This is a genomic window from Nocardia aobensis NBRC 100429 (genome assembly GCF_000308375.1).
Lineage (GTDB): Bacteria > Actinomycetota > Actinomycetes > Mycobacteriales > Mycobacteriaceae > Nocardia > Nocardia aobensis.
The window spans coordinates 1-26,506 of sequence record NZ_BAFQ01000125.1; the positions used below are offsets into that span (position 1 = coordinate 1).

At 69.0% G+C, this 26,506-nt stretch carries 27 protein-coding genes and 1 pseudogene; 15 read left to right on the top strand and 13 right to left on the bottom strand.

Annotation, left to right across the window (positions count from 1 at the left end):
• Positions 1 to 480: pseudogene (locus RJ03_RS15875) on the bottom strand (hypothetical protein); the annotation flags it as partial.
• Positions 481 to 482: 2 nt separating this feature from the next.
• Positions 483 to 980, bottom strand: a complete 498-nt coding sequence (gene dut / locus RJ03_RS15880) for a dUTP diphosphatase (RefSeq protein WP_036503081.1) — start codon at positions 978 to 980, stop codon at positions 483 to 485.
• 228 nt (positions 981 to 1,208) lie between these two features.
• On the opposite strand from dut, the gene RJ03_RS15885 reads away from it, so the two are divergent.
• Positions 1,209 to 1,652 carry a DUF3093 domain-containing protein gene (locus RJ03_RS15885; protein WP_036503084.1) on the top strand — a complete coding sequence of 148 codons (444 nt, stop codon included), beginning with the start codon at positions 1,209 to 1,211 and terminating at the stop codon, positions 1,650 to 1,652.
• Positions 1,653 to 1,728: 76 nt separating this feature from the next.
• Here the strand turns inward: RJ03_RS15885 and RJ03_RS15890 are convergent, their stop codons facing one another.
• Entirely contained in the window at positions 1,729 to 2,031 is a 303-nt protein-coding gene (locus RJ03_RS15890; RefSeq protein ID WP_025351469.1) for a DUF4193 domain-containing protein, read from the bottom strand.
• 569 nt (positions 2,032 to 2,600) lie between these two features.
• On the opposite strand from RJ03_RS15890, the gene cei reads away from it, so the two are divergent.
• Positions 2,601 to 3,281 carry an envelope integrity protein Cei gene (cei, locus tag RJ03_RS15895; protein ID WP_036503086.1) on the top strand — a complete coding sequence of 227 codons (681 nt, stop codon included), beginning with the start codon at positions 2,601 to 2,603 and terminating at the stop codon, positions 3,279 to 3,281.
• 7 nt (positions 3,282 to 3,288) lie between these two features.
• Here the strand turns inward: cei and RJ03_RS15900 are convergent, their stop codons facing one another.
• A complete protein-coding gene (locus RJ03_RS15900) occupies positions 3,289 to 4,200 on the bottom strand; it encodes an inositol monophosphatase family protein (RefSeq protein WP_083870854.1) in 912 nt (303 codons plus the stop codon).
• Between the two features lie 118 nt (positions 4,201 to 4,318).
• Here RJ03_RS15900 and ppgK point away from each other — a divergent pair, with 118 nt between their 5' ends.
• From ppgK to RJ03_RS35045, 5 genes are all read left to right on the top strand, one after another.
• Positions 4,319 to 5,077: a polyphosphate--glucose phosphotransferase gene (ppgK, locus tag RJ03_RS15905; RefSeq protein WP_036503054.1), complete on the top strand. Its 759-nt coding sequence runs from the start codon at positions 4,319 to 4,321 to the stop codon at positions 5,075 to 5,077.
• A gap of 152 nt (positions 5,078 to 5,229) precedes the next feature.
• The gene (locus RJ03_RS15910; RefSeq protein ID WP_036503057.1) at positions 5,230 to 6,621 is read left to right on the top strand and encodes an RNA polymerase sigma factor; all 1,392 of its coding nucleotides are present in this window, start codon (positions 5,230 to 5,232) and stop codon (positions 6,619 to 6,621) included.
• Positions 6,622 to 6,716: 95 nt separating this feature from the next.
• Positions 6,717 to 8,306 (top strand): Na+/H+ antiporter, encoded by a 1,590-nt coding sequence (locus RJ03_RS15915; RefSeq protein WP_036503060.1) that lies wholly within the window; start codon positions 6,717 to 6,719, stop codon positions 8,304 to 8,306.
• Between the two features lie 220 nt (positions 8,307 to 8,526).
• The gene (locus tag RJ03_RS15920) at positions 8,527 to 9,378 is read left to right on the top strand and encodes an MHYT domain-containing protein (protein ID WP_083870855.1); all 852 of its coding nucleotides are present in this window, start codon (positions 8,527 to 8,529) and stop codon (positions 9,376 to 9,378) included.
• 135 nt (positions 9,379 to 9,513) lie between these two features.
• Positions 9,514 to 10,380 carry a rhomboid-like protein gene (locus RJ03_RS35045; RefSeq protein WP_174372312.1) on the top strand — a complete coding sequence of 289 codons (867 nt, stop codon included), beginning with the start codon at positions 9,514 to 9,516 and terminating at the stop codon, positions 10,378 to 10,380.
• Here the strand turns inward: RJ03_RS35045 and RJ03_RS15930 are convergent.
• From RJ03_RS15930 to RJ03_RS15940, 3 genes are read right to left on the bottom strand one after another with little or no spacing between them, the layout of a single operon-like run.
• Positions 10,345 to 11,523, bottom strand: coding sequence for a cation:proton antiporter (locus RJ03_RS15930; protein WP_036503062.1), 1,179 nt, complete (start codon positions 11,521 to 11,523; stop codon positions 10,345 to 10,347). The genes RJ03_RS35045 and RJ03_RS15930 overlap by 36 nt on opposite strands.
• A 4-nt stretch (positions 11,524 to 11,527) precedes the next feature.
• Positions 11,528 to 12,010 carry a cation:proton antiporter regulatory subunit gene (locus RJ03_RS15935; RefSeq protein ID WP_036503064.1) on the bottom strand — a complete coding sequence of 161 codons (483 nt, stop codon included), beginning with the start codon at positions 12,008 to 12,010 and terminating at the stop codon, positions 11,528 to 11,530.
• A 15-nt stretch (positions 12,011 to 12,025) separates the two neighbouring features.
• Positions 12,026 to 12,400 (bottom strand): DUF952 domain-containing protein, encoded by a 375-nt coding sequence (locus tag RJ03_RS15940; RefSeq protein WP_036503094.1) that lies wholly within the window; start codon positions 12,398 to 12,400, stop codon positions 12,026 to 12,028.
• Positions 12,401 to 12,833: 433 nt separating this feature from the next.
• Here RJ03_RS15940 and RJ03_RS38420 point away from each other — a divergent pair, with 433 nt between their 5' ends.
• The gene (locus tag RJ03_RS38420) at positions 12,834 to 13,028 is read left to right on the top strand and encodes a DUF7455 domain-containing protein (RefSeq protein WP_030517230.1); all 195 of its coding nucleotides are present in this window, start codon (positions 12,834 to 12,836) and stop codon (positions 13,026 to 13,028) included.
• 64 nt (positions 13,029 to 13,092) lie between these two features.
• Here the strand turns inward: RJ03_RS38420 and RJ03_RS15950 are convergent, their stop codons facing one another.
• Positions 13,093 to 13,863: a TetR/AcrR family transcriptional regulator gene (locus tag RJ03_RS15950; RefSeq protein ID WP_051024739.1), complete on the bottom strand. Its 771-nt coding sequence runs from the start codon at positions 13,861 to 13,863 to the stop codon at positions 13,093 to 13,095.
• 41 nt (positions 13,864 to 13,904) lie between these two features.
• Here RJ03_RS15950 and RJ03_RS15955 point away from each other — a divergent pair, with 41 nt between their 5' ends.
• Both RJ03_RS15955 and RJ03_RS15960 read left to right on the top strand, forming a co-directional pair.
• Positions 13,905 to 15,701 (top strand): DEAD/DEAH box helicase, encoded by a 1,797-nt coding sequence (locus RJ03_RS15955; RefSeq protein WP_051024740.1) that lies wholly within the window; start codon positions 13,905 to 13,907, stop codon positions 15,699 to 15,701.
• A gap of 1 nt (position 15,702) precedes the next feature.
• The gene (locus tag RJ03_RS15960) at positions 15,703 to 16,293 is read left to right on the top strand and encodes an SWIM zinc finger family protein (protein ID WP_036503066.1); all 591 of its coding nucleotides are present in this window, start codon (positions 15,703 to 15,705) and stop codon (positions 16,291 to 16,293) included.
• A gap of 12 nt (positions 16,294 to 16,305) precedes the next feature.
• Here the strand turns inward: RJ03_RS15960 and RJ03_RS15965 are convergent, their stop codons facing one another.
• The gene (locus RJ03_RS15965) at positions 16,306 to 17,043 is read right to left on the bottom strand and encodes an SDR family oxidoreductase (RefSeq protein ID WP_036503068.1); all 738 of its coding nucleotides are present in this window, start codon (positions 17,041 to 17,043) and stop codon (positions 16,306 to 16,308) included.
• 101 nt (positions 17,044 to 17,144) lie between these two features.
• On the opposite strand from RJ03_RS15965, the gene RJ03_RS15970 reads away from it, so the two are divergent.
• Positions 17,145 to 17,759 carry a TetR/AcrR family transcriptional regulator gene (locus RJ03_RS15970; RefSeq protein WP_036503070.1) on the top strand — a complete coding sequence of 205 codons (615 nt, stop codon included), beginning with the start codon at positions 17,145 to 17,147 and terminating at the stop codon, positions 17,757 to 17,759.
• Positions 17,760 to 17,814: 55 nt separating this feature from the next.
• Here RJ03_RS15970 and RJ03_RS15975 read toward each other — a convergent pair whose 3' ends face one another.
• Complete coding sequence (locus RJ03_RS15975; protein ID WP_036503073.1) at positions 17,815 to 19,533, bottom strand: DEAD/DEAH box helicase; 1,719 nt, start codon at positions 19,531 to 19,533, stop codon at positions 17,815 to 17,817.
• A gap of 182 nt (positions 19,534 to 19,715) precedes the next feature.
• On the opposite strand from RJ03_RS15975, the gene RJ03_RS15980 reads away from it, so the two are divergent.
• Positions 19,716 to 20,915, top strand: a complete 1,200-nt coding sequence (locus RJ03_RS15980; protein WP_083870858.1) for a YihY/virulence factor BrkB family protein — start codon at positions 19,716 to 19,718, stop codon at positions 20,913 to 20,915.
• Between the two features lie 69 nt (positions 20,916 to 20,984).
• On the opposite strand, the gene RJ03_RS15985 is transcribed toward RJ03_RS15980, so the two are convergent.
• Both RJ03_RS15985 and RJ03_RS15990 read right to left on the bottom strand, forming a co-directional pair.
• Positions 20,985 to 22,019 carry a CE1 family esterase gene (locus RJ03_RS15985; RefSeq protein WP_036503076.1) on the bottom strand — a complete coding sequence of 345 codons (1,035 nt, stop codon included), beginning with the start codon at positions 22,017 to 22,019 and terminating at the stop codon, positions 20,985 to 20,987.
• Between the two features lie 124 nt (positions 22,020 to 22,143).
• A complete protein-coding gene (locus RJ03_RS15990) occupies positions 22,144 to 22,377 on the bottom strand; it encodes a DUF3039 domain-containing protein (protein WP_030517239.1) in 234 nt (77 codons plus the stop codon).
• Between the two features lie 270 nt (positions 22,378 to 22,647).
• On the opposite strand from RJ03_RS15990, the gene RJ03_RS15995 reads away from it, so the two are divergent.
• The 3 genes from RJ03_RS15995 to RJ03_RS16005 all read left to right on the top strand — a co-directional run bounded on the left by RJ03_RS15995 (position 22,648) and on the right by RJ03_RS16005 (position 25,812).
• A complete protein-coding gene (locus RJ03_RS15995; protein ID WP_036503107.1) occupies positions 22,648 to 23,067 on the top strand; it encodes a DUF3099 domain-containing protein in 420 nt (139 codons plus the stop codon).
• A 66-nt stretch (positions 23,068 to 23,133) separates the two neighbouring features.
• Positions 23,134 to 24,720: a DUF7782 domain-containing protein gene (locus RJ03_RS16000; RefSeq protein WP_083870856.1), complete on the top strand. Its 1,587-nt coding sequence runs from the start codon at positions 23,134 to 23,136 to the stop codon at positions 24,718 to 24,720.
• Between the two features lie 123 nt (positions 24,721 to 24,843).
• Entirely contained in the window at positions 24,844 to 25,812 is a 969-nt protein-coding gene (locus RJ03_RS16005) for a sigma-70 family RNA polymerase sigma factor (protein ID WP_030517242.1), read from the top strand.
• A 200-nt stretch (positions 25,813 to 26,012) separates the two neighbouring features.
• On the opposite strand, the gene RJ03_RS16010 is transcribed toward RJ03_RS16005, so the two are convergent.
• Positions 26,013 to 26,506, bottom strand: a 494-nt coding sequence (locus RJ03_RS16010) for a phosphoenolpyruvate carboxylase (protein WP_036503079.1), incomplete at its 5' end; no start/stop codon positions are given.

Below are 26,506 nucleotides of genomic sequence, written 5' to 3' on the forward strand. Positions count from 1 at the left end.
GGGCGGAATCCGTGGAATGGGCCCGGTGTCGTCCATATCTCCGTGCGCCGGCGGCAGATCCGGCCGCGGTCCGCCCGGCGCTCGCCGCGGCGGACGGACCGGCACTTCACCGTGCGACGGAGTACCGGGGCGCGCCGGAACTCGCGCGTGCGTGCCCGTCTCGTACGGGTCCGGTCGCGTGCCGGGATACGGCGGAGGCACCGGTCGGCCGGGCGACCCGTATCCGGGCGGAGTCATCTCGGGGTCCGGCTCCGCGCGGCCGTGCCGCCCCCCGGTGCGCCCGCGCGGGTACTCCGGCTCGGAATAGCCGGTGGCGTAGCCGGATTCGCCGTACTCTCCCCCGTCCCCCAGATCCGGTGCCCGGTGGGTCCCGGTCCGGTAGCCGCCCTCGGCGTATCCCTCGCCGTAATAGGAATCGCCGTAGTCGGTGTCGTCCCGCTCGGAGTCATGATCGGATCGATGATCTCCACGGCCGAACATGTTCATACCTCCCCTCCGGCGCGGCCCACCCCGCCGGATTGCGGCGACAGACTGTGGTGTCCGCCGCTCGACCCGTAACCGCCTGCGCCGCGCGATGTCTCGTCGAGCTGGTCGACCTCCACGAAATCCACCAGTTCCACACGCTGCACCAGCAATTGTGCGATCCGATCGCCGCGACGCAACTGAATCGCCGTACGCGGGTCGTGATTGATCAGGCAGACCTTGATCTCACCCCGGTAGCCGGCATCGACCGTGCCGGGCGTGTTGACGACGGACAGCCCCGTCTTGGCGGCCAGTCCCGACCGGGGATGAATGAGGCCGACGGTGCCCACCGGCAACGCGACGGCGATGCCGGTACCGACGAGCACCCGCTCGCCAGGCTCCAGGATGACGTCTTCGGTGGTGCACAAATCCACTCCGGCATCGCCCGGGTGCGCACGCGTGGGCACCGGGACGCCGGGATCGAGCCGCAGCAGAGGTATGGGTGCATTTCCGGTCACGTCCAGCGAGCCTACGCGTCCGGCGGCCGGGCCGTGGGAGCGCCGGGCCCCGATGTGGCGGCAACGATCGACGGCGGTCGCGGACCGCGCGCAGCGGCTCCCGCCGACAGCGAATATGTCGGCCTGACCTAGCATGATGTGGTGTCCGACCAGTCCCCCGCAGTACCTCCCCACGAGTCTCCGGCGCGCGCGCACGCCGACGCCCCCGCCCCGGTCTACTCCGAACGGCTGTGGGTCCCGCTGTGGTGGTGGCCGGTGGCGCTGGCGGTGACCGGCCTGCTGGCCGCCGAAATCCACATGGGCGCGCCGGGGATCCGGGCGTGGCTGCCGTACGTACTGCTGTTCCCGGTACCCGTCTGGGCGTTGGTATGGATGAGCCGCCATCGCGTGGAGGTGGCGCCGGATGCCGACGGCATCCTCGAATTGCGCGCGGACCGGGCCCACCTACCGGTAACGTATGTATCCCGGGCGGTGGCGGTGCCGGCCAGCGCGAAAAGCGCGGCGCTGGGTCGTCAGCTCGACCCGGCCGCGTTCGTCCAGCATCGTCCGTGGATCGGGCCGATGGTTCTGCTCGTACTCGACGATCCGGACGACCCCGCTCCGTACTGGCTGATCAGCACGCGTAAACCCGAACAGGTGCTGGCCGCGCTCGGCGTACCGAGCGCGGACTGACGGGACCTGCCGGGCTGTTTGTCGTCGTTTCTTCTGCTACCCGCGGAACGAATCCGCTGCGGCCGCACGGATCCGCTCAGGCAGCGCAATCCATGCAGATCATCTGCCCGCCGGCCTCGCTGGCGAGTCTGCTGCGGTGATGAACCAGGAAGCAGCTCGAGCAGGTGAACTCGTCGGCCTGTTTCGGGATCACCCGGACCGAGAGCACCTCCTCGGACAGATCCGCGCCGGGAAGCTCGAACGACTCCGCGGTATCGGATTCGTCGATATCCACGACGGCGGACGCGGCCTCGTTGCGACGAGCCTTCAGCTCCTCGAGCGAGTCCTCCGACACTTCATCGGATTCACTGCGCCTAGGTGCGTCATAGTCGGTTGCCATGTCGTCTTCCCCTCGTCCTTACTCCGTATATCCCGGACCGGCTCCGCCGAACGTCGATCCCTGTCGGAATCGCCCGGCGATGCCGCCCCGCCGTGGTGTACGTCACGTGTACACCGCTCGCCGCCCGGCCGGATCACCCTGACCCATACCGGATCGCGCTCGGTCAACGCAGGACATGCCCTGGTTGTTCCCGAAATCGCTTCCCTGATTCACATCAGCCGATTCGTATCGGGCCGCCAGACAATAGCGGACGCCGGGGCAAAAGTCGCAATCAAAACTCGAGCGAGTCGAAACCGACGGGTAATCGTCACTGCGACCGCACGGGTGTGGCGATACGCCACCGCTTCGTGCCCGGCGGTTCCCTGGCCCGTGACCCGATCGCGATCCCCGCGGCTCCGCCGATCGTTACGATCCCGATATCCACCGCGGCCGCAACTGCCGATTTCCACCGCGGCGGTAGCCACTTTCCCGCTGTCCCGGTAGCCCCTGTTCCCGCGATGCCGCCCCGCGAATCGGCGCGCAGGTGTCCGCGTGCGCGACCGCGGCCCGCCAACTCGTAAGGTGTGCGTGTGGTTTCACTGATCACCGAAGGCAGCGCGGTCGACAACAAGGGCCGTCCGTTCCTGCGGCGCCGCTACCAGCCGTGGGTCGCACTTATCGCGGTTCTCGCCCTCATCTGCGCAATCGTGTGGATCAAGGCGCTGACCACCGCCGACACCGCCCATACCGCGATGGCCTGCAATTCGCCGGCCCCCGCGTCGTCGGATCCGAACGCCCCGCAGCCCGCGCCGCTGGGCGAGGTGGTCTCCCCGTCGCGGCTGCACGATGTGGAGCCGGCGCCGCTGGCTCAGGCGAAGGTGCGCGTGCTCAACGGTTCCGGCCAGCGCGGCCTGGCCGAGCACATCGCGTCGAAACTCGGTGACTACGGCTTCGCCAGCCCGCCGGCCCCGGTCTTCGGCAACGATCCGGTCTACCTGAGCGGCGACCTGGTGTGCACCGGTCAGATCCGCTACGGCGTGAGCGGGCGCCCCGCCGCGGCCGCGGTCCAGCTCGTCGCGCCGTGCGCCGAGCTGATCGAGGACCAGCGCACCGACGACACGGTCGACTTGGCCCTGGGCACGCTGTTCGGCAACGATCTGCAGCCGAGCACCGATGCCGAGGAAGTGCTGCGCGCCCTGAAGAACCCGGCCCCGAACGGCCCGGACGTCGATTCGGCGCTGCTGCAGGCCGCCCGCACCGCCCGCTGCTGAGCCGCGCTCACTCCTCCGGGATGGGGGCGGCGATACCGAGCCGGTCGAAGAGTTCGGCGAGCTCATCGGCGATGCCCGCGGCGGCGGCCACGGTCAGCGCCCCCTGCGCACCGGTGGAGCCCGCCCCGGGCAGCCGCAGCGCCGCGCCCGCCTCGGCCGCGATCAGCGCGCCGGCGGCCCAGTCCCAGGGATTGAGGCCGTGCTCGTAGTGGGCGTCCACGCGGCCCGCCGCCACCATGCACAGGTCGAGGGCCGCCGAGCCGATCCGGCGGATGTCGCGGACTTTCGGCAGCAACCGCGCCACCAGTTCGCCCTGCCGTTCCCGCCGCGCCGCTCCGTAGCCGAAGCCGGTGGCCACCAGGGCCAGCCGCACCGAGTCGATATCGTTGCAGCGCAATGCGATCGGCTCGCCGTCGCGGCCGGACACGGTGGCGCCCGCGCCCAGTCCGGCGCTGTAGGTGAGCTCCCGGGCCACGTCGACGACCGCACCGGCCAGGGAGCGGCCACCGCGCATCGCGGCCACCGATACCGCATAGGCCGGGATGCCGTACACGAAGTTGACCGTGCCGTCGATCGGATCGACCACCCACACGATCTCGCCGGCGGCGCCGAGGCTGCCGCCGCCCTCCTCGCCGAGGACCGTCTCCCCCGGGCGGGCCTCTTCCAGCAGCGAGCGGATCAGCCGCTCGGCTTCCGTGTCGACCACGGTGACGGGATCGGTGGGCGTCGATTTGGTACGGACCGAGCCGCCCCCGGTCCGCCCCGGGCCGAAGACCTCGGGACGGCGGCGGCGGACGTGTGCGGCCGCGGTCTCGGCCAGATAGACTGAGACACGGCGTAATTCGGCGATTTCGGCAGGATCGAGGACGGGCGCTTCCGCGATATCGGCGGGTGAATTCGTCTCGGGCACGGTTTCCATCCGACCACAGATCCGCCCGGACTCGCATCTGCGCGGTCGCAGCCGTGGGCGCGTCGCGCGGTGTAACGTGCCGCTGGCACCTTCATCGGCCTAGACCACAGGGAACGAGGAGTTCGCGATGTCCGCTCGGGGGCAAGCATTCGGTATCGATATCGGGGGCAGCGGGGTGAAGGGCGCGGTCGTCGACCTCGCCACCGGCGACCTCGCCCACGAACGGATCAAGATCTCCACGCCCCACCCGGCCACCCCCAACGCCATCGCCGAAACCGTCGCCAAACTCGTCAACCAGGCCGACTGGGACGGCCCGGTCGGCCTCACCCTGCCCAGCGTCGTGGTCAACGGCATCGCCCGCACCGCCGCCAACATCGACAAGAGCTGGATCGACACCGACGCGCGTCAGCTGTTCTCGCTGGCGCTGGGCGGACGCGAGGTCGTGGTGCTCAACGACGCCGACGCGGCGGGCCTGGCCGAGGACCGCTACGGCGCGGCCCGCAACATCGACGGCCTGGTGATGCTGCTGACCTTCGGCACCGGCATCGGCTCGGCGCTGCTGAACCACGGCGTCCTGGTTCCCAACACCGAGCTGGGCCACATCGAGGTGCACGGCAAGGAGGCCGAACATCGGGCCGCGTCGTCGGTGAAGGAACGAAAGAATCTGTCGTACAAGGAGTGGGCCGCCGAGGTGACCAAGGTGCTGGTCACCCTGGAGGACCTGTTCTGGCCGACGGTGTTCGTCGCCGGCGGCGGGATCAGCCGCGATGCCGAGCATTGGATCCCGTTGCTGGCCAATCGGACTCCGGTCGCGGCCGCCCATCTGCGCAATACCGCGGGTATCGTGGGCGCCGCGATGGCCGTGGATAGCGGTATCGCGCCGTGAGCACTCGTTGCCGATAGTTACAATGGAACGAGACCGGCGGTGAGCCGGAAAACAACCCCGGCACGTAGAGCCGGGTTCAACCCCGACAGAACCGCTCCGCCGGATGATTACTCTGGCGTGACGCCGCACGAGACCGTCACGAAAGGGCGTACGTGGTAGCCACGAATACCCGACAGACCGCCGAATCGGCCGAAGCTGCCGACTCCGCAGAAGGCACCGCAGCACGGCCGGTCCGCAAGGCTGCCGCGAAGAAGGCCCCGGCCAAGAAGGTCGCCGCGAAGAAGGCCCCTGCCAAGAAGGCGGGAGCCAAGGCTGCGAAGAAAGCGCCCGCCAAGAAGGCCACCACCAAGAAGGCGGCCCCCGGCGCGGACAACGAATCCGACGAACACCTCGAGGACGAGTCGCTGGAACTCGACGATCTCGGTGATCTGGAGGTCTCCGAGGACGATCTGAGCGAGGACGGCGAAGATCTGGTCGAAGAGACCGCCGAGGACGAAGAGGCCGAAGCCGAGGACGAGGAAGCCGACGAGCCCTCGGAGAAGGACAAGGCCTCCGGCGACTTCGTCTGGGACGAAGAGGAATCCGAGGCTCTGCGCCAGGCCCGCAAGGACGCCGAACTCACCGCCTCCGCGGACTCGGTGCGCGCCTACCTCAAGCAGATCGGCAAGGTCGCGCTGCTCAACGCGGAGGAGGAGGTCGAACTCGCCAAGCGGATCGAGGCCGGTCTCTACGCCACCGAGAAGCTGCGCGAATTCGCCGACAAGGGCGAGAAGCTGCCGGTGGCCACCCGCCGCGATCTGCAGTGGATCATGCGCGACGGCAATCGGGCCAAGAACCACCTGCTCGAGGCCAACCTGCGTCTGGTCGTCTCGCTGGCCAAGCGCTACACCGGCCGCGGCATGGCGTTCCTGGACCTGATCCAGGAGGGCAACCTGGGTCTGATCCGCGCGGTGGAGAAGTTCGACTACACCAAGGGCTACAAGTTCTCCACGTACGCCACCTGGTGGATCCGGCAGGCCATCACCCGCGCGATGGCCGACCAGGCCCGCACCATTCGTATTCCGGTGCACATGGTCGAGGTCATCAACAAGCTGGGCCGCATCCAGCGCGAGCTGCTGCAGGACCTGGGCCGCGAGCCCACGCCCGAAGAGCTCGCCAAGGAAATGGACATCACGCCGGAGAAGGTCCTCGAGATCCAGCAGTACGCGCGTGAGCCCATCTCGCTGGACCAGACCATCGGCGACGAGGGTGATTCCCAGCTCGGCGACTTCATCGAGGACTCCGAGGCGGTCGTCGCGGTCGACGCGGTGAGTTTCACGCTGCTGCAGGATCAGCTGCAGTCGGTGCTGGAGACGCTGTCCGAGCGGGAGGCGGGCGTGGTCCGGCTGCGCTTCGGCCTCACCGACGGCCAGCCGCGCACCCTCGACGAGATCGGCCAGGTCTACGGGGTCACCCGTGAGCGCATCCGCCAGATCGAGTCGAAGACCATGAGCAAGCTGCGCCACCCCAGCCGCTCCCAGGTGCTGCGCGACTACCTGGACTGATATCCACGCCACCGACGATGCCGCCGAGGTTCCGCCTCGGCGGCATCGTCGTATGTCCGGCGCATCGCCGCGACGGCCCCATAGGGTGGGCTGTCGTGGATCAGTTGGTATTGGTTTTCGTGCTGGCGTTCGCGACGATCCTGGCGCAGCCGCTGGGCCGGCGCATCGGTTTGGCGCCCGCGGTGCTGATGACGGTCTTCGGACTCGTCATGGCCGTTCTGCCGTTCGTACCGAATATCGCGCTGGCGCCCGATCTCATCCTCCCGCTGGTCCTGCCGCCGCTGCTGTACGCCTCGGCCCGGCGCACCTCCTGGCAGCAGTTCGCGTCCAACGCGGGTGCGATCCTGTTGCGCGCGGTCGGCCTGGTGGTGGCCACCGCGGCCGCGGTCGCCGCGATCTTCCACGTCTGGTATCCGGCGCTGCCGGTGGGCACGGCGTTCGCACTGGGCGCGGTGGTGGCGCCGCCGGATCCGGTGGCGGTGAGCGCGATGGCGGACCGGCTGGGCCTGCCGCGGCGGCTGGTGGCGGTGCTCGAAGGTGAGGGTCTGTTCAACGACGTGACCGCGGTGGTGATCTACGACGTCGCGGTGCACGCGGTGGTGACCGGGCAATTCTCGGCTTGGCGGACGGCGATCGACTTCGTGGTCTCCGCGGTGGTGGCGGTCGCGGTCGGACTCGCGCTCGGCTGGGCCGGCAGTGCCATGATGCGGCGGCTGACCGAAGCGCCGTGGCAGGTGGCCCTCGGCTTGCTGCTGCCGTTCGCCGCCTACGGGCTGGCCGAGGCCGCACACGGTTCGGCGGTGCTCGCGGTACTGGTGTGCGCGCTGTATCTCACCGATGCGGCAACGGATTTCAGCGATGTCGGCTACCGGATCGTCGGCGATTCGTTCTGGGATGTGATCGACATGCTTGTCACCGGGTTCGCCTTCGGGTTGGTAGGCCTGGAGCTGAGCACGGTGCTCGCCACCACCGGCCCGAACTGGCCGCGGCTGCTCGGCGGTGCGGCGGCGGTGGTCGGCGTGGTGGTCGGCCTGCGGCTGGTGTGGCTGCTCGCCAGTACCGGGCTCTTCCGCGGCTGGTGGCGGCGCCGGCGCGTGGACGAGCCCTACACCTGGCGCGAAACCGTGGTCACCTGGTGGGCCGGCATGCGCGGGGTGGTGACCGTCGCGCTGGCGCTGGCCTTGCCGCTGACCACCGATTCGGGAGCGGACTTCCCCGGCCGCACCGAGGTCTTGTTCATCGCGTTCGTCGTCGTGCTGTTCACACTGCTGCTGCAGGGGCCCACGTTGCCCTGGGTGGCCCGCTGGACCGGAGTGAAGGCCGATACCGAGGTCGAACGGGCCATGGAGCGGCGGTTGTGGACGCGGATCCTGCGCGCGGAACTTGCCCGGCTGGAGGAGATCGCCGACAACGAGGATCTGCCCGACGAGGTGTATCAGCGGCTGCGCGACACCGTGGAACGCCGGTTGATGCGCGCCGATCCGGAAGCGGCGGAGGCCGCCGACGGCAGCAAGGCCGTCGAGCACGCCATGCGATTGACCGGCAAGTTGCGCACGATCAGCAACGACGTCCTCGACGCCGGGCGTGGTGAAGCCCTGGCGGCCCGGCGCGAACCGGGAATGCCGCCGGATCTGGTGGATCGGGTGATGCGCCGATTGGATCTGCGCCCGCCGCCGCTGCTGTGAGATTGCGGGGACCCCGGCGCGGTCGAGTCCCCTGAACACGTGGCGGCGATCGGCGGTCGATAGGGCGAACCGCCGATGCGAACTGGGCTCGAGCTCCGGCAAACATCAGCTATTTTCCAGGACTAACGTTCGGGAAATTTACTACCTGCGAGTATATCGCTAATGTGCGGACGGTCACCGGCATGGGGATGCGGTGACGCACTTTCGGCAAGGAGTCCGCATGCTTCAGATCGACCAGTTCACCTACGGGTGGTTGACACCCGCACTGGCCTACCTCATGTCCGTCATCGGTTCGTTGCTCGCGCTGCGCTGCATGGTGCGCGCGCGAGCCAACCCCGGGCACCGCGGATGGATCGTCACCGCGGCGATCGCCCTGGGCGGCACGGGCGTCTGGGTGATGCACTTCATCGCGATGCTGGGTTTCTCGGTCCGCGGGGCGACCATTCGCTACAACATCCCGATCACCTTGATCAGCGCCGCGATCGCGGTGGTCGTGGTGTGGATCGGCCTGTCGCTGGTGAGCCGCCGGCAGGGCGACACCTCGGCCCTGCTGACCGGCGGGGCGGTCACCGGACTGGGGGTGGCCGCGATGCACTACGCCGGCATGTACGCGATGAAGACCGATGTCGCGATGCACTACGACCCCTGGCCGGTCATCGTCTCCATCGTGATCGCGGTGGTGGCGGCGACCGCGGCGCTGTGGTTCGCGCTGCACGTGGAGGGGCTGCCCGCCACCATCGTTTCGGCGATGATCATGGGCGTCGCGGTCTGCGGCATGCACTACACCGGTATGTACGCCATGCAGGCCCATATGGCCGACCACATGCAGGCACCGTCGGGCGCCCAGGCCAACGAGTTGCTGACCCCGCTGATCATCGGCGTGAGCATGGTAACGCTGCTGCTGTTCCTGCAGGTCGGCATCACCGATATCCACGAACCGGATCTGTCGCGTATCCGTGGGCAGCGCGCGAGCCGGTACTGGCCGAGCAGCGCCGAGTCCGGAGGCCGAGCGGCCGAGCCGTTCGCCCGCGAGGAGTACCCCGCCGACGAGACGCATCGGCACCGTCGATAACGACCGCGGTCGTGAACCCCGCGCAATCCGGTGATCGCACAGCTCGCTCGCAGAATCCGCCGCGAGGCGAACCCGCGGCATCGGATTGCGCGGGTCGGTGGGCGGAGCGGCGCGGCGCGGGCGACACTGGCATACGTGGCGTCCTCCGCATTGAATCACTACCGGTCCCCGTGGACCCGGACTCTCGACCTCGACGCCGGGTGGCGGCAACTGCTGGACTGGTGGCACGGCCCGGACCGGGTCTACCGGGCCGGGAAGGCCGTCCACGACCATCTGGCCGGTGCGCCCGCCTCCTGCGCCTACGCGTTCACGCTGTTCGTCACCTGGTGGACGCTGCGCGGGATCAGCGATTTCGCCGGGCATCGGCTGATCCTGTCGGCCTCGACGAATCTGCACAACATGCGGCGTGAGCCGGTGCAGGTGCTGGTCGCTTCCGCGTTCTGGACCGACGGCGGATTTCCGTGGGTGATCATCCTCGGTTTCCTGACCGTGATGGCCTTCGCCGAACGCTGGCTGGGCACGTTGCGCTGGATCATGGTGTTCGCCTGCGGCCATATCGGCGCCTCGATGATCGTGGTCACCGGCATCGCCTTCGCGGTGCATCACGACCTGATCCCGCTGCGCATCGCGGTCGCCTCCGATGTCGGATCCTCCTACGGCTCCACCGCGGTGCTGGCCGCACTGAGCTTCCATCTACGCGGCACGCCCCGAGCCGTGTGGGCGGCGGGGTTGCTGGCCTGGTTCGGCTTCGCCGCCTGGCACGGGCGCACGTTCACCGACTACGGCCACCTGACAGCGCTGTGCATCGGCTTCGCGCTCGGGGCGGTCGCGGTGGCATTGTCGCGACGACTCGAGCGGATCCGCGACCAGCGGCCCGCGAGCACCCGCCGCCGGCCGGGCGACACCGCATCCGGGCCGATCGCTCCTCCGGCGACGGCGGGGCCCCTGGTGCGGGAGAACCAGCCCTCAGCCGACGGCCGGAGCGAATCGACGCTGCATTGAGCGCACCACCGGTTCCACCACCCGCGCCGCGACCGGTCCGAGGATCGCCATCAGCAGAACGTAGGCCGAGGCCAGCGCCGCCAGCTTGCCCGGCACCGCCCCCACCGAAACGGCAAGTCCCGCAATGACGATCGAGAATTCACCGCGGGCCACCAGGGCGGCGCCGGCGCGCGCACGACCCAGACGGCCGATGCCCTGCCGCTTGGCCGCGAACCAGCCGGTTCCGATCTTGGTCAGCGTGGTGATCACGGCAAGCAACACCGCCCAGCCGAGAACCTGCGGGATCTTGTGCGGATCGGTGTTGAGGCCGAAGGCCACGAAGAAGATGGCGGCGAACAGATCCCGCAGCGGTTCCAGCAGTTTCGCGGCGCTCTGCGCGGTGGACCCGGAGATCGCGATGCCCAGCAGGAACGCACCGACCGCGGCCGACACGTTCAGCCCCGAGGCGATGCCCGCGACCAGCAGCGCCGCCCCCAGCAGCTGCAGCAGGAACACCTCGCGATCCTTGCTGTCCACGATCGCGGATACGAAGCGGCCGTAACGCAGCGCGATGACCAGCACGATCGCGATCACGAGCAGGGCGAGCGCGAGCGAGCGCAACCCCGCCATCCAGCCGACACCGGCCAGGATGGTGGTCAGGATCGGCAGGTAGATCGCCATCGCCAGATCCTCGAACACCAGGACCGACAGCACGACCGGCGTCTCCCGGTTACCGAGCCGGCCGAGGTCGTTGAGCACCTTCGCCGCGATGCCGGAGGAGGAGATGTAGGTGACGCCGGCCAGGGTGATCGCGCCGGTCGGCCCCCAGCCGAGCAGCAGCGCCACCACCGCGCCGGGCGTGGCGTTGAGCACGATGTCGAGCAGGCCCGCCAGCCAGGACTTGCGCATTCCCGACACCAGTTCCGGCGCGGTGTATTCCAGGCCGAGCAGCAACAGCAGCAGGACGACGCCGATTTCGCCTGCGAGATGGCCGAATTCGGTGGCGGCCTTGACGGTCAGCACACCACCGTCGCCGAAGGCCAGGCCGCCGAGCAGGTAGAGGGGGATCGGGGACATGCCGAAACGCCCTGCGACGCGCCCCAGGACACCGAGGGCGAACAGGACCGCTCCGAGCTCGAACAGGGCTAGTGCGGTCGACTCCACCGGCTCACCCGCCGGTCAGAATCTCGAGCGCCTCGTCGAGGCCCTGCGGGGTTCCGACCACGACCAGCAGATCGCCCGCGACGAGCACGAAGTCCGGGCCGGGCGAGGGATAGATCTGCCCGGCCCGCATCACGGCCACGATGGACGCCTTGGTGCGGGTGCGTATGCGGGTGTCGCCGAGCGCCCGCCCCGAATACGGCGATTCGTCGCCGATCGGCAACTGGCGGGTGGTGATGCCCGGCAGATCGCGATGATCGTCCTTGAGCTTCTCCACCAGCTGCGGCGCGCCGAGCAGATTGGCGAGCACGGCCGCCTCGTCGACGGTGAGCGGTACCTGGGCGGCGCAGTCGTCGGGATCGTCGTGTTTGGAGACGATGAGATCGATGCCACCGTCGCGATGCGCGACCACTCCGATCCGGCGACCGGACCGCGCCTCGAAGTCCTTACGGACGCCAATTCCGGGCAGTTGTGTCACATCGACGTTCACGAAATCCAGCCTAGATCAAGCACTTCGAGAGGCAGGCCACTGATCCGGATCAGCGGTGAGCGCCGGAAATGTCCCTTTTTCATCAAGGGCATAGTAACTGGTGCGCACCACCGCCGTGACGGGAAGTGGGCCGTAGAGGTGCGGAAAGCGCATCGAACCCGGATCGCCGGGCACACCCGGCTCCCAGCGCAGCGGCGCGGTCAGGCGGGTGACGTCGATCCAGAGCAGCAGCATATCGTCGCGACCGGCGAACAGCCGGTTCGCCGGCAGGTGCACCTGATGCGGCGCGGACAGATGAAGGAACCCCTCGCTCTCCAGCGAGGGTGCCACGCGTTCGCCGATCCGCTGCGCCTGCTCCCACTCCGCGGGGGTACAGAGGTGAACCAGCATGCGCCCGTTGATGTTCTCGGTCTCGGCGGCGGCGGAGGCAACGTTGTCGGCAGTCACGGCAGCACCATACCCAGCGTGGCGCGCGCGACCCGCCGAAAGGAACGAACCGGACGTTTGATTGAGCGGTTGATTGTCGGTGGGCGCGGGTAATCTGCGATCAGACAACTGGATCGGCCTTTTTCCGAAGTGTTGAACCACAGGTGGTGAACCGAGGTTCCCAAGGATGGCCATGGTGTTCGCCCACAGCGAAATACCTGGTCATGTTAGGGAAAACACATACAAACATCTTCGGGAACAAAGCCCCCGTCCCGAACGTCTGACAGAGTAGTCATCAGCCACTGCTGGGAAGTAGCGGTAGCGAGCCCGCGGAAGGGACCGTGGGCCCCACACCAGGCGAACGGCTTTCTGCGCCGGGAGCCAGGACGGAGGAGTCATGCCAGGAACACTGACAAGCACCCCACTGACCGCGGTCGATCGTTGCGACCGCTGCGGGGCGGCCGCGCGCGTGCGCGCGACACTTCCCGCCGGTGGCGAGTTGCTCTTCTGCCAACACCACGCGAACGAGCACATGGAGCGCCTGCGCGAGCTGGAGGCAGTCATCGATACAGAGTCGGCACCGGCACTATAGGCCGGCTCCTCACGTCCACTGTCAGCCAAGGGCGGCCTTCGGGCCGCCCTTTTCGTGTCTCCGGTCACACCGGCCGGGGTACGAGCCCGTCCAGCAGACGCGCCAGTCCGAACTCGAAGGCGCCGTCGGGATCTCCGGGCGCCTGATACTGCTCCCCCACCGCGGTACCCACCCGCTCCGCGAGCGGAAACGACTGGCCCGTCATGGCCTCGGTGAGCAGCGGCCCGTACACCTCCCACCACCGCGCATCGCTCATCTCATCGGCTTCACGCCGGGCCGCGACCGCGGTGCGGGCATTGCCGGTCGCGAAATCCGACAGCACGGCGATCGTCCGATCCATCTCGACATCGGTCAGCCCCGACCCTTCCAGCGCGCTCAACTGCCGTTCGTAGCGCCGCAGCCGCCCCGGGCCCAGATCCAGCCGCCACGGCGGAACCTCCAGCAGCCACGGATGCGCGAGCAGTTCCGCACGCACGCCGCGAGCGACCGCGGCCAGCCGCTCGCGCAGCGGCGCGGCCGGATCGATCGGCGCGTCCTCGCCGGCCACCCAGTCGACCATCGCGATGATCAGCGCCTGCTTGTCCGGGACGTAGGTGTAGAGACTCATCGGGCCCAGCCCGAGCGCCGTGGCCACCGCGCGGATGGACACCGCGCCGTAGCCGTCGCGGTCGGCGATGCGGACCGCCGTGCGAATCACCTCGTCGACCTCGACCGTCTGCTTCGGTCCACGTAACACCGGCCTGGCCGGGAGTTCGCGGCGCCACAGTAGTGCGATCACCTGTCGCGCCCGGTCGGACGCGGATTTCTGGGTCACCACGCTCCTCGGGAATCTCATTACACCGTACGGGGTTATAATACTCCGTACGCTATACGTAGATGAGCGAGGGTCCTCTGCACACCACACATGCCACCTATTTGCCCGATCGCCATGCGTTCGCCCTGTGGAACTGGGCCGGCCGAGTGACCGAACCCCCGCCGCACGGCGCGCGCGACACCGTCCGGCTCGCCGTGCCGCAGCCCGACGGCACCTCGATCGAGGTGAGCGAGGTCGCCTGCGCCGTGGTCGACGCCGATCGGCTCGATGCGGTCGAGGTGGGCCACGCCGGTTCGTCGCTGTCGGCCTGGCAGCGCGTCGCGCGGGAGGCGGGCGGGCCGGAGCTGCTGCCCGCCGCCGGCCATGCCGTTCCCAATGCGGCCGCCACCGCGATCGTCTCCGCCGACCGGGCGGTGCGGGCCTACCGCGAGACCGAGGAGGTCGTGCGGGCGTTGCGCGAGCCGCTGCGCGCGCGGTTGCGGCCCTATCAGGCGCGCGGGATCGCCTGGCTGCACCGGACGACCGCGGAATACGGCGGCGCGGTGCTCGCCGACGAGATGGGCCTGGGAAAAACCGTGCAGGCCATCGGCTTTCTGCTCGGACGCGCCGACGACGGTCCGCAACTGGTGGTCTGCCCGACCTCACTGGTCGGCAACTGGGTGCACGAGATCAGCCGCTTCGCGCCCGGACTACGCCCGATCGCGTGGCGCGGCGAGGAGCTCGGCGATCTCGCACCCGATGCGGTGATCGTCACCGGATATCCGACGCTGCGCGGCTACGGGCCGGCATTGGCCGATATCGAGTGGGCCACCGCGATTTTCGACGAGGCACAAGTGCTGAAGAATCCCCGCACGCAGGTGTCGCGGGCGGCGCGGGGTGTATCCGCGCGAGCGCGGGTCGCGTTGACCGGTACGCCCGTGGAGAACCATCTCGACGAACTGTGGGCGCTGCTCAATCTGGTCACGCCCGCCGCGTTCACGCACAAGGCACAGTTCCGGCGGCGCTTCGTGCGGCCCATCGAGGAGGGCTCCACCGCGGCCGTGCCGCGACTGCACGACACCATCGAGCCGATCGTGCTGGCCCGCAGGAAACTTCAGGTCGCCGCGACCTTACCGCCGAAGATCCACACCGATCTGGTGTGCGATCTGACCACGGAGCAGCAGCGCCTCTACGACGAGTTGCTCGACCGCGCCGAGGCCGACGGATTCGGTGTGGGCGCCGAACGCAATGCGCGCGTGCTGGCCGCGCTGACCGCCCTGAAGCAGGTCTGCAACCATCCCGGGCTGGTCACCGGCGATCTCGACGAGCTCACCGGACGCAGCGGGAAGTTCGACGTCTGCTCCGACATCCTCGCCAACAACCTCGAACTGGACTGCCCGACATTGGTTTTCACCCAGTATCGGCGCACCGGCGAGTTGCTGGGACGACACTGCGCCGAGCGATTCGGTGTGGCGGCGCCCGTATTCCACGGCGGCCTGTCACAGGCCGAGCGCGACGCGATCGTCACGGCATTCCAGAGCGCCGACGGCCCGCCGATTCTGATCCTGAGCCTGCGCGCCGCCGGAACCGGCCTGACCCTGACCCGCGCCGCGGACGTGGTGCACTACGACCGCTGGTGGAACCCAGCGGTCGAGGCGCAGGCGTCCGACCGCGCACATCGCATCGGGCAGACCCGCCCGGTCACGATCACCACACTGACCAGCGCCACCACCGTCGAGGAACATATCGCCGGCATGCACGATCGCAAATCCGCGCTGGCCGGACTCGGCGCCGGCGACGGACGGTCACCGGTGGCGCGGCTGGCCCGATTGGACGACGACCATCTGCTGGCGGTGCTGCGCCGGAAGCGAGGCAACTGACATGCCCGACAACGAATTCGGTTATACGCCGTGGGGTATGGGCTGGGTGCGGCTGGCCGAGCCGATCCGGACCGCACGTCCCGAGCCGCTGCTGCCCCGGGCCCGCAGTATCGCCCGCAACGGCGGCGTCCGCCTGGATGTCCACGGCACGACGGTCTCGGCGCATATCCACCGCGGCGGGCAGGCGTCGGTGACACTGCTGGAGATCGCACCGTTGCCGGCGTCGGTGGTGAACGCCATGGCCGAGCACATTCCCGCGCACCTGGTCCAACTCACCGATGAGGTGCACGCCGTCCTCACCGCCGCCGGCCTGGCCCCGATACCGCGGCTCGGCGCGACCGACTGCTCGTGCTCGGCCCGCAATCCACGCTGCCTGCATCTGCTGGCGGCGTGCTACGCCCTCGCCCGGGCGGTGGACGAAAACCCTTGGCTGTCCTTGGATCTGCAGGGCTACCGGTCCGGTGGCGCGCCGGAGAGCGGAGCGCCGGACGCCCCGCCCGCGCGATGGACACCGCTCGATTCTCTCGACCCCGCAACGTTTTTCACCGGCATGGTGACGGATGAGCCGGTGCGGCGACACTCTGCCGGCTAGGCGGCGCGGAAGTCACGCGTTGGTACCGCCGTCGACAGTGAGGGTCGCCCCGGTCAGCCGGGCGCCCGACGGGCCGGCGAGGAAGGCGACGACACCCGCGACGTCGTCGGCCTCGCCGAAGCGGCCGAGCGCCGAATGCCGCAACTGGTTCTCGGCGTGGGAGGACGCGGCCGGGTTCATATCGGTATCGGTGGAGCCCGGCTGGACGAGATTGACCGTGATTCCGCGTGGGCCCAGTTCCCGGGCGAGGGCACGGGTGAATCCGTTGAGGGCGGATTTGCTGAGGTTGTAGAGCGTCAGTCCCTCGAACAGCGCGCGTTCGGACAGATTCGAGCCGATGCTGATGATGCGCCCGCCGCGGCCCATGTACGCGAGTGCGGCCTGCGCCGCGACGAAAGCCGCCCGGGCGTGGATGTGCAGCGCCTCGTCGATCTCGGCGACGGTGAAATCGGTGAACGGCTTGGCCGGGAAGATGCCCGCGTTGTTGACCAGGATGTCGACCCCGCCCAGTTCCGCGGCGGTGCGATGGACCGCCGCGGCGACCTGCCCGGCATCGGCACTGTCGGCGCGCACCGCGATCGCGCGCCGCCCGAGGGCACGGATATCGGCTGCCACCGCCTCGGCCGCCTCGGCGCCGCCGCGGTAGGTCAGCGCCACATCCACACCGTCGGCGGCCAGCCGCCGCGCGATCGCGGCACCGATGCCCCGGCTGCCTCCGGTCACGAGAGCCACGGTGGTCGACTCGCTCATCTGCACTCCAATTCTGTGTCGATCAATACAGAAATAGACAAGCAGGTCTGCCCACGGCCGTCAAGAGATATATTTAGTGATCGACACAGAAAGAGGATTCGATGGCCGAACGCGGACGACCGCGCGGATTCGATCGCGACATCGCGCTGCGGCGCGCGATGGAGGTGTTCTGGGAACACGGCTACGAGGGTGCCGCGATGAGCGACCTGACCTCGGCGATGGGTATCAACTCCCCGAGCCTGTACGCCGCCTTCGGATGTAAGGAGCAACTGTTCCGCGAGGCCGTCGAACTCTACGGGCGAACCGAGGGTGGCTACACCGCCCGCGCACTCGAGACCGCGCCCACCGCTCGCGCGGCTGTCGAGGCGATGCTGCGCGACAACGCCGCCGCCTACTGCGACCCCGCCACGCCGCGCGGATGCCTGGTGGTGGTCGCGGGCAATACGGCGGGGCCTCGCCACGGCGCCGTCCGTGATCTGCTCGCGCAGCGCCGCCGCCACACCACCGAAGCGGTGCGGCAGCGACTCGATCGCGGCATCCACGACGGCGACCTGCGGGCCGATGCCGACATCGACGGTCTCGCCGACTTCTACACCGCCGTGCTGTTCGGACTGTCGGTGCAGGCCGGTGACGGAATGGACCTGCACCGGCTCGGCCGGACGATCGACCGGGCACTGCAGGCCTGGCCGGAATCCACGCCCGCCGAACAGCGCTGACGCGCCGGCTACCGAAAACGCTGCGGGCCAGGGCTTTTCACCGCAGCGGCGATAGCTACATCCGCCGCAACGCCGCGATGCGCTGGGACAACTGATCGGCGGTCGCCAGTGCCGTCGGCGGTCCGCCGCATTCGCGCCGGAGCTCGCCGTGGATCACCCCGTGTGGTTTTCCGGTGCGGTGATGATGCATGGCGACCAGCGAGTTGAGTTCGCGCCGCAACTCCCCCAGCCGGTCGGCGGTCGCGACGCGCTCGGCCGCGGCCGCCGCGGAGGGTCCCGCGTCGGGCGCCTCGGCCACCGAGACGGCGCTGCGTTCGCGGATCTGGCGGGTCTGGCGGTCGCGCAGCAGGGCCCGCATCTGCTCGGCGTCCAGCAGGCCCGGAATGCCGAGGTAATCGGCCTCCTCGTCGCTGCCGGAGAATGTCGCGGTACCGAACGAATCGCCGTCGTAGATCACCTGATCCAGTTCGGCGTCGGCAGCCAGCGCGACGAAGGCGCGTTCCTCCTCGCCCTGCTCGTCCTTCTGCTTGTTGGCGTCGATCAGCAGTTCGTCGTCGAGAGCGTTCTTCTCCCGATGCGGTTTGCCGATGACGTGATCGCGCTGCACTTCGAGCTGGGCGGCCAGATCGAGCAGCACCGGCACCGACGGCAGGAAGACGCTCGCGGTCTCCCCCGTCCGGCGCGCACGCACGAAACGGCCGATGGCCTGGGCGAAATACAGCGGGGTCGAGGCGCTGGTGGCGTAGACGCCGACGGCCAGACGCGGCACGTCCACACCTTCGGACACCATGCGCACGGCGACCATCCACGGATCGGTGCTGTTGGCGAACTCTCCGATCCGCTGGGAGGAGGTGGGGTCGTCGGAGAGGACCACCGCCGGTTTGCTGCCCGAAATATGTTCCAGCAGTTCGGCGTAATCGCGAGCCTTCTCCTGATCGGTCGCGATCACCAGGCCACCCGCATCGGGCATGCCGGTGGCGCGCAACTGCCGCAACCGGGTGTCGGCGGCGGTCAGCACCTTCGACATCCAGTCGCCTGCCGGGTCGAGGGCGGTACGCCACGCCCGCGCGGTCTGTTCGGCGCTCAGCGGTTCACCCAGCCGGGCGGAATACTCCTCACCCGCGCTGTCCCGCCACTGCGCCTCACCGGAATAGGCGAGGAAGACCACCGGCCGGACCACACCGTCGGCGAGGGCCTCGGAATAGCCGTAGGTGTAGTCGGCACTCGACCGCGGGAAGCCGGATTCATCCGGTTCGTAGTTGACGAACGGAATCTGCGAATCGTCGCTGCGGAAGGGAGTACCGGTCAGCGCCAGGCGGCGGGTGGCGTCACCGAACGCCTCGGCCACCGCATCACCCCAGCTCTTGGCGTCACCGGCGTGGTGAATCTCGTCGAGAATCACCAGGGTCCGGCGATTCTCGGTCCGCACCCGGTGCTTGAACGGATGCGAGGCGACCTGGGCGTAGGTGACCACGACGCCGTGGAAATCGCCGGAGGTGCCGCCGGTGCTGTTGGAGAAGTTCGAATCCAGCTGGATGCCGAGCCGAGCCGCCGCCGCCGACCACTGATGCTTGAGGTGTTCGGTGGGCGCGACCACGGTGACCTGGTCGACGGTGCGGTCGGTGAGCAGCTCGGTCGCCAGCCGCAACGCGAACGTGGTCTTACCCGCGCCGGGCGTCGCCACAGCCAGGAAATCACGTGGTTTGGTCGTCAGATATCTGGTGAGTGCTCTGCGCTGCCATGCTCGTAACGAACCGCCACCACCCGAAGTCACTCGACAGACAGTAGCGACCGGCACCGACACCAAGCCAATTCGACACCACGTGATCTGCCACGAATCCGGCGACGGCCCGGCTCACCTCGCAGATCACCGCGCGCCTGTGCGGCAGAACACTGACGACACGTTCGCGGCCCGTTGCTGCCGTGGCGCCCTCGGTGGGCAATGCTGTACTCACGATGTGTTCCGACCGACCGGCCTCGACGTCCGGCGCAGCGCGCTCCTGGCAGCGGCTGCGCGGTCGAGTCGCGGCCGCGCTGCGGCGGATCTGGCAGGTGATCACGCGGGTCGCGGAGAAGGCGTGGGGAGATTCGATCTTCGCCAAATCGGCCGCCGCCGCGTTCTGGCAGACCCTCTCGCTGGCGCCCCTGCTGCTCGGACTGCTGGGCAGTATCGGTTACGTCGGCGGACTGTTCGGCCCCGACACCGTCCATATCGTCGAGGGCAAGATCGTCAGCTTCAGCCGCAACCTGTTCAGCGCCAACGTCGTCGACGAGATGATCGCGCCGACCGTGCGCGACGTTCTCCAGCGCGGCCGTGGTGCGGTGGTGTCGGTGGGTTTCGTGCTGTCGCTGTGGGCAGGGTCCTCGGCCATGGCGACCTTCGTCGATTCCATCGTCGCCGCGCACGGACAGGCCGATGCCCGCCATCCGGTCTGGCAGCGGATCTTCGCGCTCGGGTTGTATCTGCTGTTCCTGGTGGCGGCCGTATTCGTATTGCCGCTGGTGGCCTTGGGCCCGACCCTGATCGGGCGCACGCTGCCACCGAACTGGCGCGAACCCGGGCTGCGCCTGATCGACACCTTCTACTATCCGGCGGCCGGGCTGCTGCTCATCGTCGGCCTGACCACGTTGTACAAACTGGCGCTGCACCGGTCGCTGCCGTGGCATCGGCTCTTCGGCGGGGCGTTGGTGGCCGGCATCTTCTTCATGGCGGCCAGCGACATCCTGCGCCGCTATCTGACCTACGCGGCGCGGGCCGGCGTCAGCTACGGGGCGCTGGCGACCCCGATCGCCTTCCTGCTCTTCACGTTCTTCCTGGCGTTCGCGGTGATTCTGGGCGCGGAATTCAATGCCACCGTGCAGGAGTTCTGGCCGGCCCGGGCGACCCGGTTCGAACAATTCAAACAATGGTGGGCCCGGCGCAAGCACCGGCACGACGGCAGCGACGACGAGATCGAGACCGCGCGAAGCGACAACGAACCGCCCTCGGATCTGCCGTGGACTCGGTCCGATGACCCCGGAGCCGCGGATCCGCGACACTCGGACGGCCCACCTCGGGACGGCGGGCCCGACGATCCCGCCGGTGGTTCTGCCTACCGCGCCGACACCCGTCCACCGTCCGTTCTCGACCCGGGCCGGATCCGCCCTGCGGGATAACCGGCCACGCCCGACCCTGCGCCGGCACGCGGACCATCGCCATCGGAGCCGCCCCGGTCGGCGCGTATCTCACTTCCCGGCGGGCAGCGGGTGGTCGCGGAAGAAGTCCCAGATGATCCGGTTCGCGCTGATCGCGGTCGTGGTGCGGCCGACCAGCGGCTCCGGCGAGATCACCGACGCGGTGCCCGGCCAGGTGTGGCCGCCGCCGACGACCGCGTACAACTGCACGGCCGTCCGGTCCGGGCAGGGATAGGTGTAGCGCACGACGTCCGGGGCGACCTGCTGCTGTTGCGGTGGGGCCCCGCATCCTTCGCGCCGCGCCCACGCCGCCGCCTGCTCGGGGATGCTCACCGGTCCGGGACCGTTCACCCCACCGGGCCGCTTATCGCCGCGCTGCGCCGCCGACCCCGTTCCGTCGGCCGAGGGCAGATATTTCGCATTGGGCCCGACACCGCCGGTATAGGCGACGATCGGATCCTCGGTGCCGTGGAAGGCCACCATCGGGACCGCGCGAACCGGATCACACCACGCGAAGTCCTGCAGTCCGGCCACCGGCGCCACCGCGGCGATCCGGTCCGCGAGCTGACACGCCAGCGACGAGGTGGTGAAGGCGCCCATCGACAGCCCGGTCACATAGACGCGGCGTTCGTCCACACAGCGGTTCGCCTCGACGTGAGTCAGCAGGTCGGACAGATACGCGATATCGGCGCTGTGCTCGCCGAAATCCCACCGTGGCACCCCGGGTTCGTCCAGCTGCGGCGTGACCGTAGCGAATCCGTTGGCCATGCCGAAGGCCCCCAGACCGGTGCCCGCATACTCGAGGGCGGCCGGTTCCAGATAGCCGTGCAGATCGACCACCAGCGGCAGCGGTGCGGTGACGGCGGGAACGTCGAGAATGTAGGTCCCGGATTTCCCGGCCGCCGCGAAGCTTTCGATCGAGGTGCCGGTCGGATGCGACGCCGAACATCCCGGCGAGGGCTGTGCCGGTACGTTCTCCGGTTGGCCGGCACGAGCGGTGGTCGCGGTCGAGAGGGCGCCAGCCGTCAGGAGTGCCGCCGCGATGGACGAGACCGTGCGAAACCACCGGGACGTCGCGATATACATGTACTGCCCACCTCGCGGGAAATATTGTTCTCACCGAAGAGAACAATGATCACACAAGCGAGGCGGGCGCGGGCGCAGACGGACGAGACGACCCGGAACGGCCCCCTCGAGCCGTCCTTCGAACTCAGTCCTTCTTCATCATTTCGTAGATGCGTTTGCAGTCCGGGCAGACCGGCGAGCCGGGCTTGGCCGAGCGCGTCACCGGGAACACTTCGCCGCACAGCGCCACGACATGGGTGCCCATCACGGCACTTTCGGCGATCTTGTCCTTCTTCACGTAGTGGAAGAATTTGGGAGTATCGCTGTCGGTCGTCTCGTCGGTGGTCGTGTCCGGACGAACCAGGGTGTCGGTGCTCACCCCATCGATTCTGCCATCGGCGCGCGCGGCTGGTGAGCAGGTGTCGCCAACCTCATCGAACATCCGCGGGTCGGCGGTGCTTGCGCGGTGGCGGGCGCGTGTGCATTCGATCATGCGGAGTGGAAGACTCGACGTATGCAGCGCGACGGCGACTCCTCCGATCTACCACCCGAGTCCCGGACGTCGGGCCCGGGACGGGTCGGTCCGGAGGGCGACGACGCGCGCGCGGCCGAAACCCGCGGCCCCGCGAATACCGCCGAGGCTCCGGACATGTCTGCGCCGGGCGATGCGCGGCCTTCGGGCGCGACGTTCGAACGCCGGCCACCCGGTTCGGTCCCCCGCCCCACCCGCGCCTCGACCGGCTATTTCCCCGGCGAGGACAAGCATCCGGTCTTGATCACCGAGGCCGCACCCTCGCTGGATCAGCAGCACCGCGCCCGCGTGAAGCGCTACATGATCCTGATGGGTTTCCGCATTCCCTGCCTGGTACTGGCGGCGGCCGCGTACGGCCTGTGGAGCAATGCGCTGATCTCGCTGGCCATCATCGGCGTCTCCATCCCGCTGCCCTGGATCGCCGTACTCATCGCGAACGACCGGCCCCCGCGCAGCAAGGACGAGCCCAGCCGCTGGGACGAGCGCCGCGCGGCGAAAGCGCTCGAATCGGGACAGCACCGCTCCATCGACGGCTGAACGACACGGGCGACCTGCCCGGACCCGGCGAGAGCGGCGCCCCGTACCAGATGGCAGAGCTCTCGTGTGCCTGCCGACCGGACCACCGCCTCCCTGCTCACCGCCCTCGCACCCGCGCTGCGCGCCGCGCTGACCAGGGTCCGTTACGACGCCGACACCGTGCTCGAGGCCATCGGCGCCGACGCCCACGCCGCCCTCGGACGTTCCGAACCGGTGCCGGTGCGCCGGGCCGCGCGCGACGCCGGTGAACTCGGCACGCTGATCCGGCTGCTGCTGCTCGGCGACGCCCTGCCCGAACGGGAGGTGGCCGCGGCCTTCGCCCCGCTCGACATCGACCGGGCCGTCGCCGCGGGCCTGCTCGAGCGCGACGGCGATTCGATCCGCGCCGCGCTGGACCTGCGGCCCCTGGATCTGGGTTCGGGCACCCGCTGGGTGCTGTCGGATCTCGACGACTCGATGCGGCGGCGCACCCTCAGCGCCGACCACGTCCTGGGCGTGGGCCAGGCGTCGCTGTCGCTGCTGCGCGCGACGCCGACCGATCCCGTCGGATCCGTGCTGGATCTCGGCACCGGCTGCGGTGTGCAGGCGGTGCACGCCGCGGGCTATGCGAAGACGGTGACCGGCACCGATGTCAGTGGCCGCGCGCTGTGGCTGGCCGAGGCGACCGCCGCGCTCAACGACCTCGACATCGAGTTGGTCGAGGGCTCGTGGTTCGAGCCGGTCGCCGGACGCCGCTTCGATCAGGTGGTGGCCAATCCTCCGTTCGTGGTCGGGCCGGCCCGGGTCGAGCACACCTACCGCGATTCGGGCCTGGCGCTCGACGGCGCCAGCGAACTGGTCGTCTCGCAGGCGCCCGGTCTGCTGAATCCGGGCGGTACCGCGGCGATGCTCGCCTCCTGGGTGCACGCCGGCGATGCGGACTGGCGCAGCCGAGTGGCGAGCTGGCTGCCCGATCAGGGGATCGACGCATGGATCGTGCAGCGCGATGTGGCCGATCCGGCACTGTATGTCGGCACGTGGCTGCGCGATGCCGGACTGGATCCGCGCGACCCCGAGGCACAGCGGCGGGCCGAGCAGTGGCTGGCCGCCTTCGACGCGGCGCAGGTCGAAGGCATCGGCTTCGGCTTCGTCTATCTCCGCGCGATCGACGGGCCCACCGAGGTCCTGGCCGAGGATCTCACCCACGGTTTCGACGACCCACTCGGCGCGGAGGCGCCGGCCTACTTCCGCCGTTCGGCGTGGCTGCGGACGGTGCTGGCGGACAACGAGGTCGCCTGGCGTGCGCGCTTCACCGTCGACGCCGCGACCGCGCTCGAACGCGTCCTGCTGCCGGGCGCCGAGGGCTGGCAGGAGCGGGTGGTCCGCCTGCATCGCGGTGACGGCCCCCGCTGGCAGCACGAGATCGACGACACGCTGGCGGCGTTGCTCGCGGGAATGCGGCCCGACGGGCTGCCGTTGGAAGAACTGGTCGAATTGCTCGCAATCGGCCACACCGGAACCACCGCGACGCCGCAATTCCGAGCCGAGGCGTTGTCGGCGGTCACCGGACTGGTCCGGCACGGACTGATCACACCGGACGAACTCGACGCGACCCCGGCCGACGCCGCGCGCGTCTCCGCGCCCTCCCCCATGTCCACGGAGTTCCCTTCTTAAGAACTTCTCAGACGGAGGTTGCGAAAGCCGCAGCTCAGCACGGTTTATCGGCGCCAAGGCGGGGAACTTTCCCTGTGTCGGGTCCGTTGTTCGGAGTGAGACACCACCGACAGGAGGCAAGTCATGACAAGCCCCGCCACCACTGGAGTGCGCGCCATCGATTCGGACCTCGACGCCCAGAGCCCGGCAGCCGACCTGGTACGTGTGTACCTGAACGGGATCGGTAAGACCGCGCTGCTGACGGCCGCCGACGAGGTCGAGTTGGCCAAGCGCATCGAGGCGGGCCTCTATGCCCAACACCTGTTGGAGACCGGCAAGCGGCTCTCGGCGACCCGCAAGCGGGATCTGGCGATCCTGGTCCGCGACGGTCAGGCCGCCCGTCAGCATCTGTTGGAGGCCAACCTCCGCCTCGTCGTATCGCTGGCCAAGCGCTACACCGGCCGCGGTATGCCGCTGCTGGATCTGATCCAGGAAGGCAACCTGGGTCTGATCCGCGCGATGGAGAAGTTCGACTACGCCAAGGGTTTCAAGTTCTCCACCTACGCGACCTGGTGGATCCGGCAGGCCATCACCCGAGGTATGGCCGATCAGAGCCGCACGATCCGCCTCCCTGTGCATCTGGTGGAACAGGTCAACAAGCTGGCCCGGATCAAGCGCGAACTGCATCAGCAGCTCGGCCGCGAAGCCAGTGACGAGGAACTGTCGGCCGAATCGGGTATTCCGGTGGAGAAGATCGCCGACCTGCTCGACCACAGCCGCGACCCGGTGAGCCTGGACATGCCGGTCGGCAACGACGAGGAAGCCCCGCTGGGCGACTTCATCGAGGATTCGGAGGCGACCTCCGCCGAGAGCGCCGTCATCGCCGGGCTCATGCACCGCGATGTGCGCAGCGTGCTGGCCACCCTCGACGAGCGCGAACAGCAGGTCATCCGGCTGCGTTTCGGCCTCGACGACGGTCAGCCGCGCACCCTCGACCAGATCGGCAAGCTGTTCGGTCTCTCGCGTGAGCGCGTGCGCCAGATCGAGCGCGAAGTCATGGCCAAGCTCCGCAAGGGTGAGCGGGCGGACCGCCTGCGCGCCTACGCCAGCTAGGTCACACAGACGCTGGGCCGCCCGGAATCCGGCCCAGCACCATCCCGGTGACCGGATGGTCACCTCCGCTGCGCCGGCCGACGCCGGTGTGCCCTTCCCCCCTCCGGGGCACATCCGTCGGCCGGCGTGCTGTATCGATCCCCCGGCGCGAATCCCGTTGCCGCGACTCCGAATTGCGCGGCCACCCCGGGTTGCCGCGGCTACCCCGAGTTGCGCAGCGCCGTCGCCAAGCCGTTCATGGTGAGCAGAATGCCGCGCTCGACCAACTCCGATTCGTCCCCGGCGCGCCTGCGCCGCAGCAGGTCCACCTGCATCTGATTCAACGGTTCCAGGTACGGGAAGCGGTTGCGGATGGACTCGGCCAGCGCCGGGTTGTCCGACAGCAACTGATCGCTGCCGGTGATCGCCGCATGCACCTGTACGGTGCGGTCGAACTCGTCGCGGATCATGCCGAAGATGGTGGCGCGCAACGTCGCATCCTCGACCAGCTCGGCATAACTGGCGGCGATATCCATATCGGCCTTGGCCATCACCTGCGCCAGGTTGGACATCACGGTGCGGAAGAACGGCCAGCGCCGATACAGGTCGCGCAGCGTCTGCCAGCGCTCGGGGTCGGTACCCGCCCACTTCTGGATGGCGCTGCCGGTGCCGTACCAGCCCGGCAGCATCACCCGGGATTGGCTCCACGCCATCA

What these genes read in the sequence shown, in the direction of transcription:
- RJ03_RS15940 (WP_036503094.1), bottom strand. Translation starts at nt 12,400, where the DNA reads ATGCTGGTTCACCTCTGTACCCCCGCGGAGTGGGAGCAGGCGCAGCGG.
- RJ03_RS16005 (WP_030517242.1), top strand. Translation starts at nt 24,844, where the DNA reads ATGACAAGCCCCGCCACCACTGGAGTGCGCGCCATCGATTCGGACCTC.
- RJ03_RS38420 (WP_030517230.1), top strand. Translation starts at nt 12,834, where the DNA reads ATGCCAGGAACACTGACAAGCACCCCACTGACCGCGGTCGATCGTTGC.
- RJ03_RS15970 (WP_036503070.1), top strand. Translation starts at nt 17,145, where the DNA reads ATGGCCGAACGCGGACGACCGCGCGGATTCGATCGCGACATCGCGCTG.
- RJ03_RS15890 (WP_025351469.1), bottom strand. Translation starts at nt 2,031, where the DNA reads ATGGCAACCGACTATGACGCACCTAGGCGCAGTGAATCCGATGAAGTG.
- RJ03_RS15955 (WP_051024740.1), top strand. Translation starts at nt 13,905, where the DNA reads ATGAGCGAGGGTCCTCTGCACACCACACATGCCACCTATTTGCCCGAT.
- RJ03_RS15980 (WP_083870858.1), top strand. Translation starts at nt 19,716, where the DNA reads ATGTGTTCCGACCGACCGGCCTCGACGTCCGGCGCAGCGCGCTCCTGG.
- RJ03_RS15995 (WP_036503107.1), top strand. Translation starts at nt 22,648, where the DNA reads ATGTCTGCGCCGGGCGATGCGCGGCCTTCGGGCGCGACGTTCGAACGC.
- RJ03_RS15965 (WP_036503068.1), bottom strand. Translation starts at nt 17,043, where the DNA reads ATGAGCGAGTCGACCACCGTGGCTCTCGTGACCGGAGGCAGCCGGGGC.
- ppgK (WP_036503054.1), top strand. Translation starts at nt 4,319, where the DNA reads ATGTCCGCTCGGGGGCAAGCATTCGGTATCGATATCGGGGGCAGCGGG.
- RJ03_RS15950 (WP_051024739.1), bottom strand. Translation starts at nt 13,863, where the DNA reads ATGAGATTCCCGAGGAGCGTGGTGACCCAGAAATCCGCGTCCGACCGG.
- RJ03_RS15960 (WP_036503066.1), top strand. Translation starts at nt 15,703, where the DNA reads ATGCCCGACAACGAATTCGGTTATACGCCGTGGGGTATGGGCTGGGTG.
- RJ03_RS15920 (WP_083870855.1), top strand. Translation starts at nt 8,527, where the DNA reads ATGCTTCAGATCGACCAGTTCACCTACGGGTGGTTGACACCCGCACTG.
- RJ03_RS15985 (WP_036503076.1), bottom strand. Translation starts at nt 22,019, where the DNA reads ATGTATATCGCGACGTCCCGGTGGTTTCGCACGGTCTCGTCCATCGCG.
- RJ03_RS15900 (WP_083870854.1), bottom strand. Translation starts at nt 4,200, where the DNA reads ATGGAAACCGTGCCCGAGACGAATTCACCCGCCGATATCGCGGAAGCG.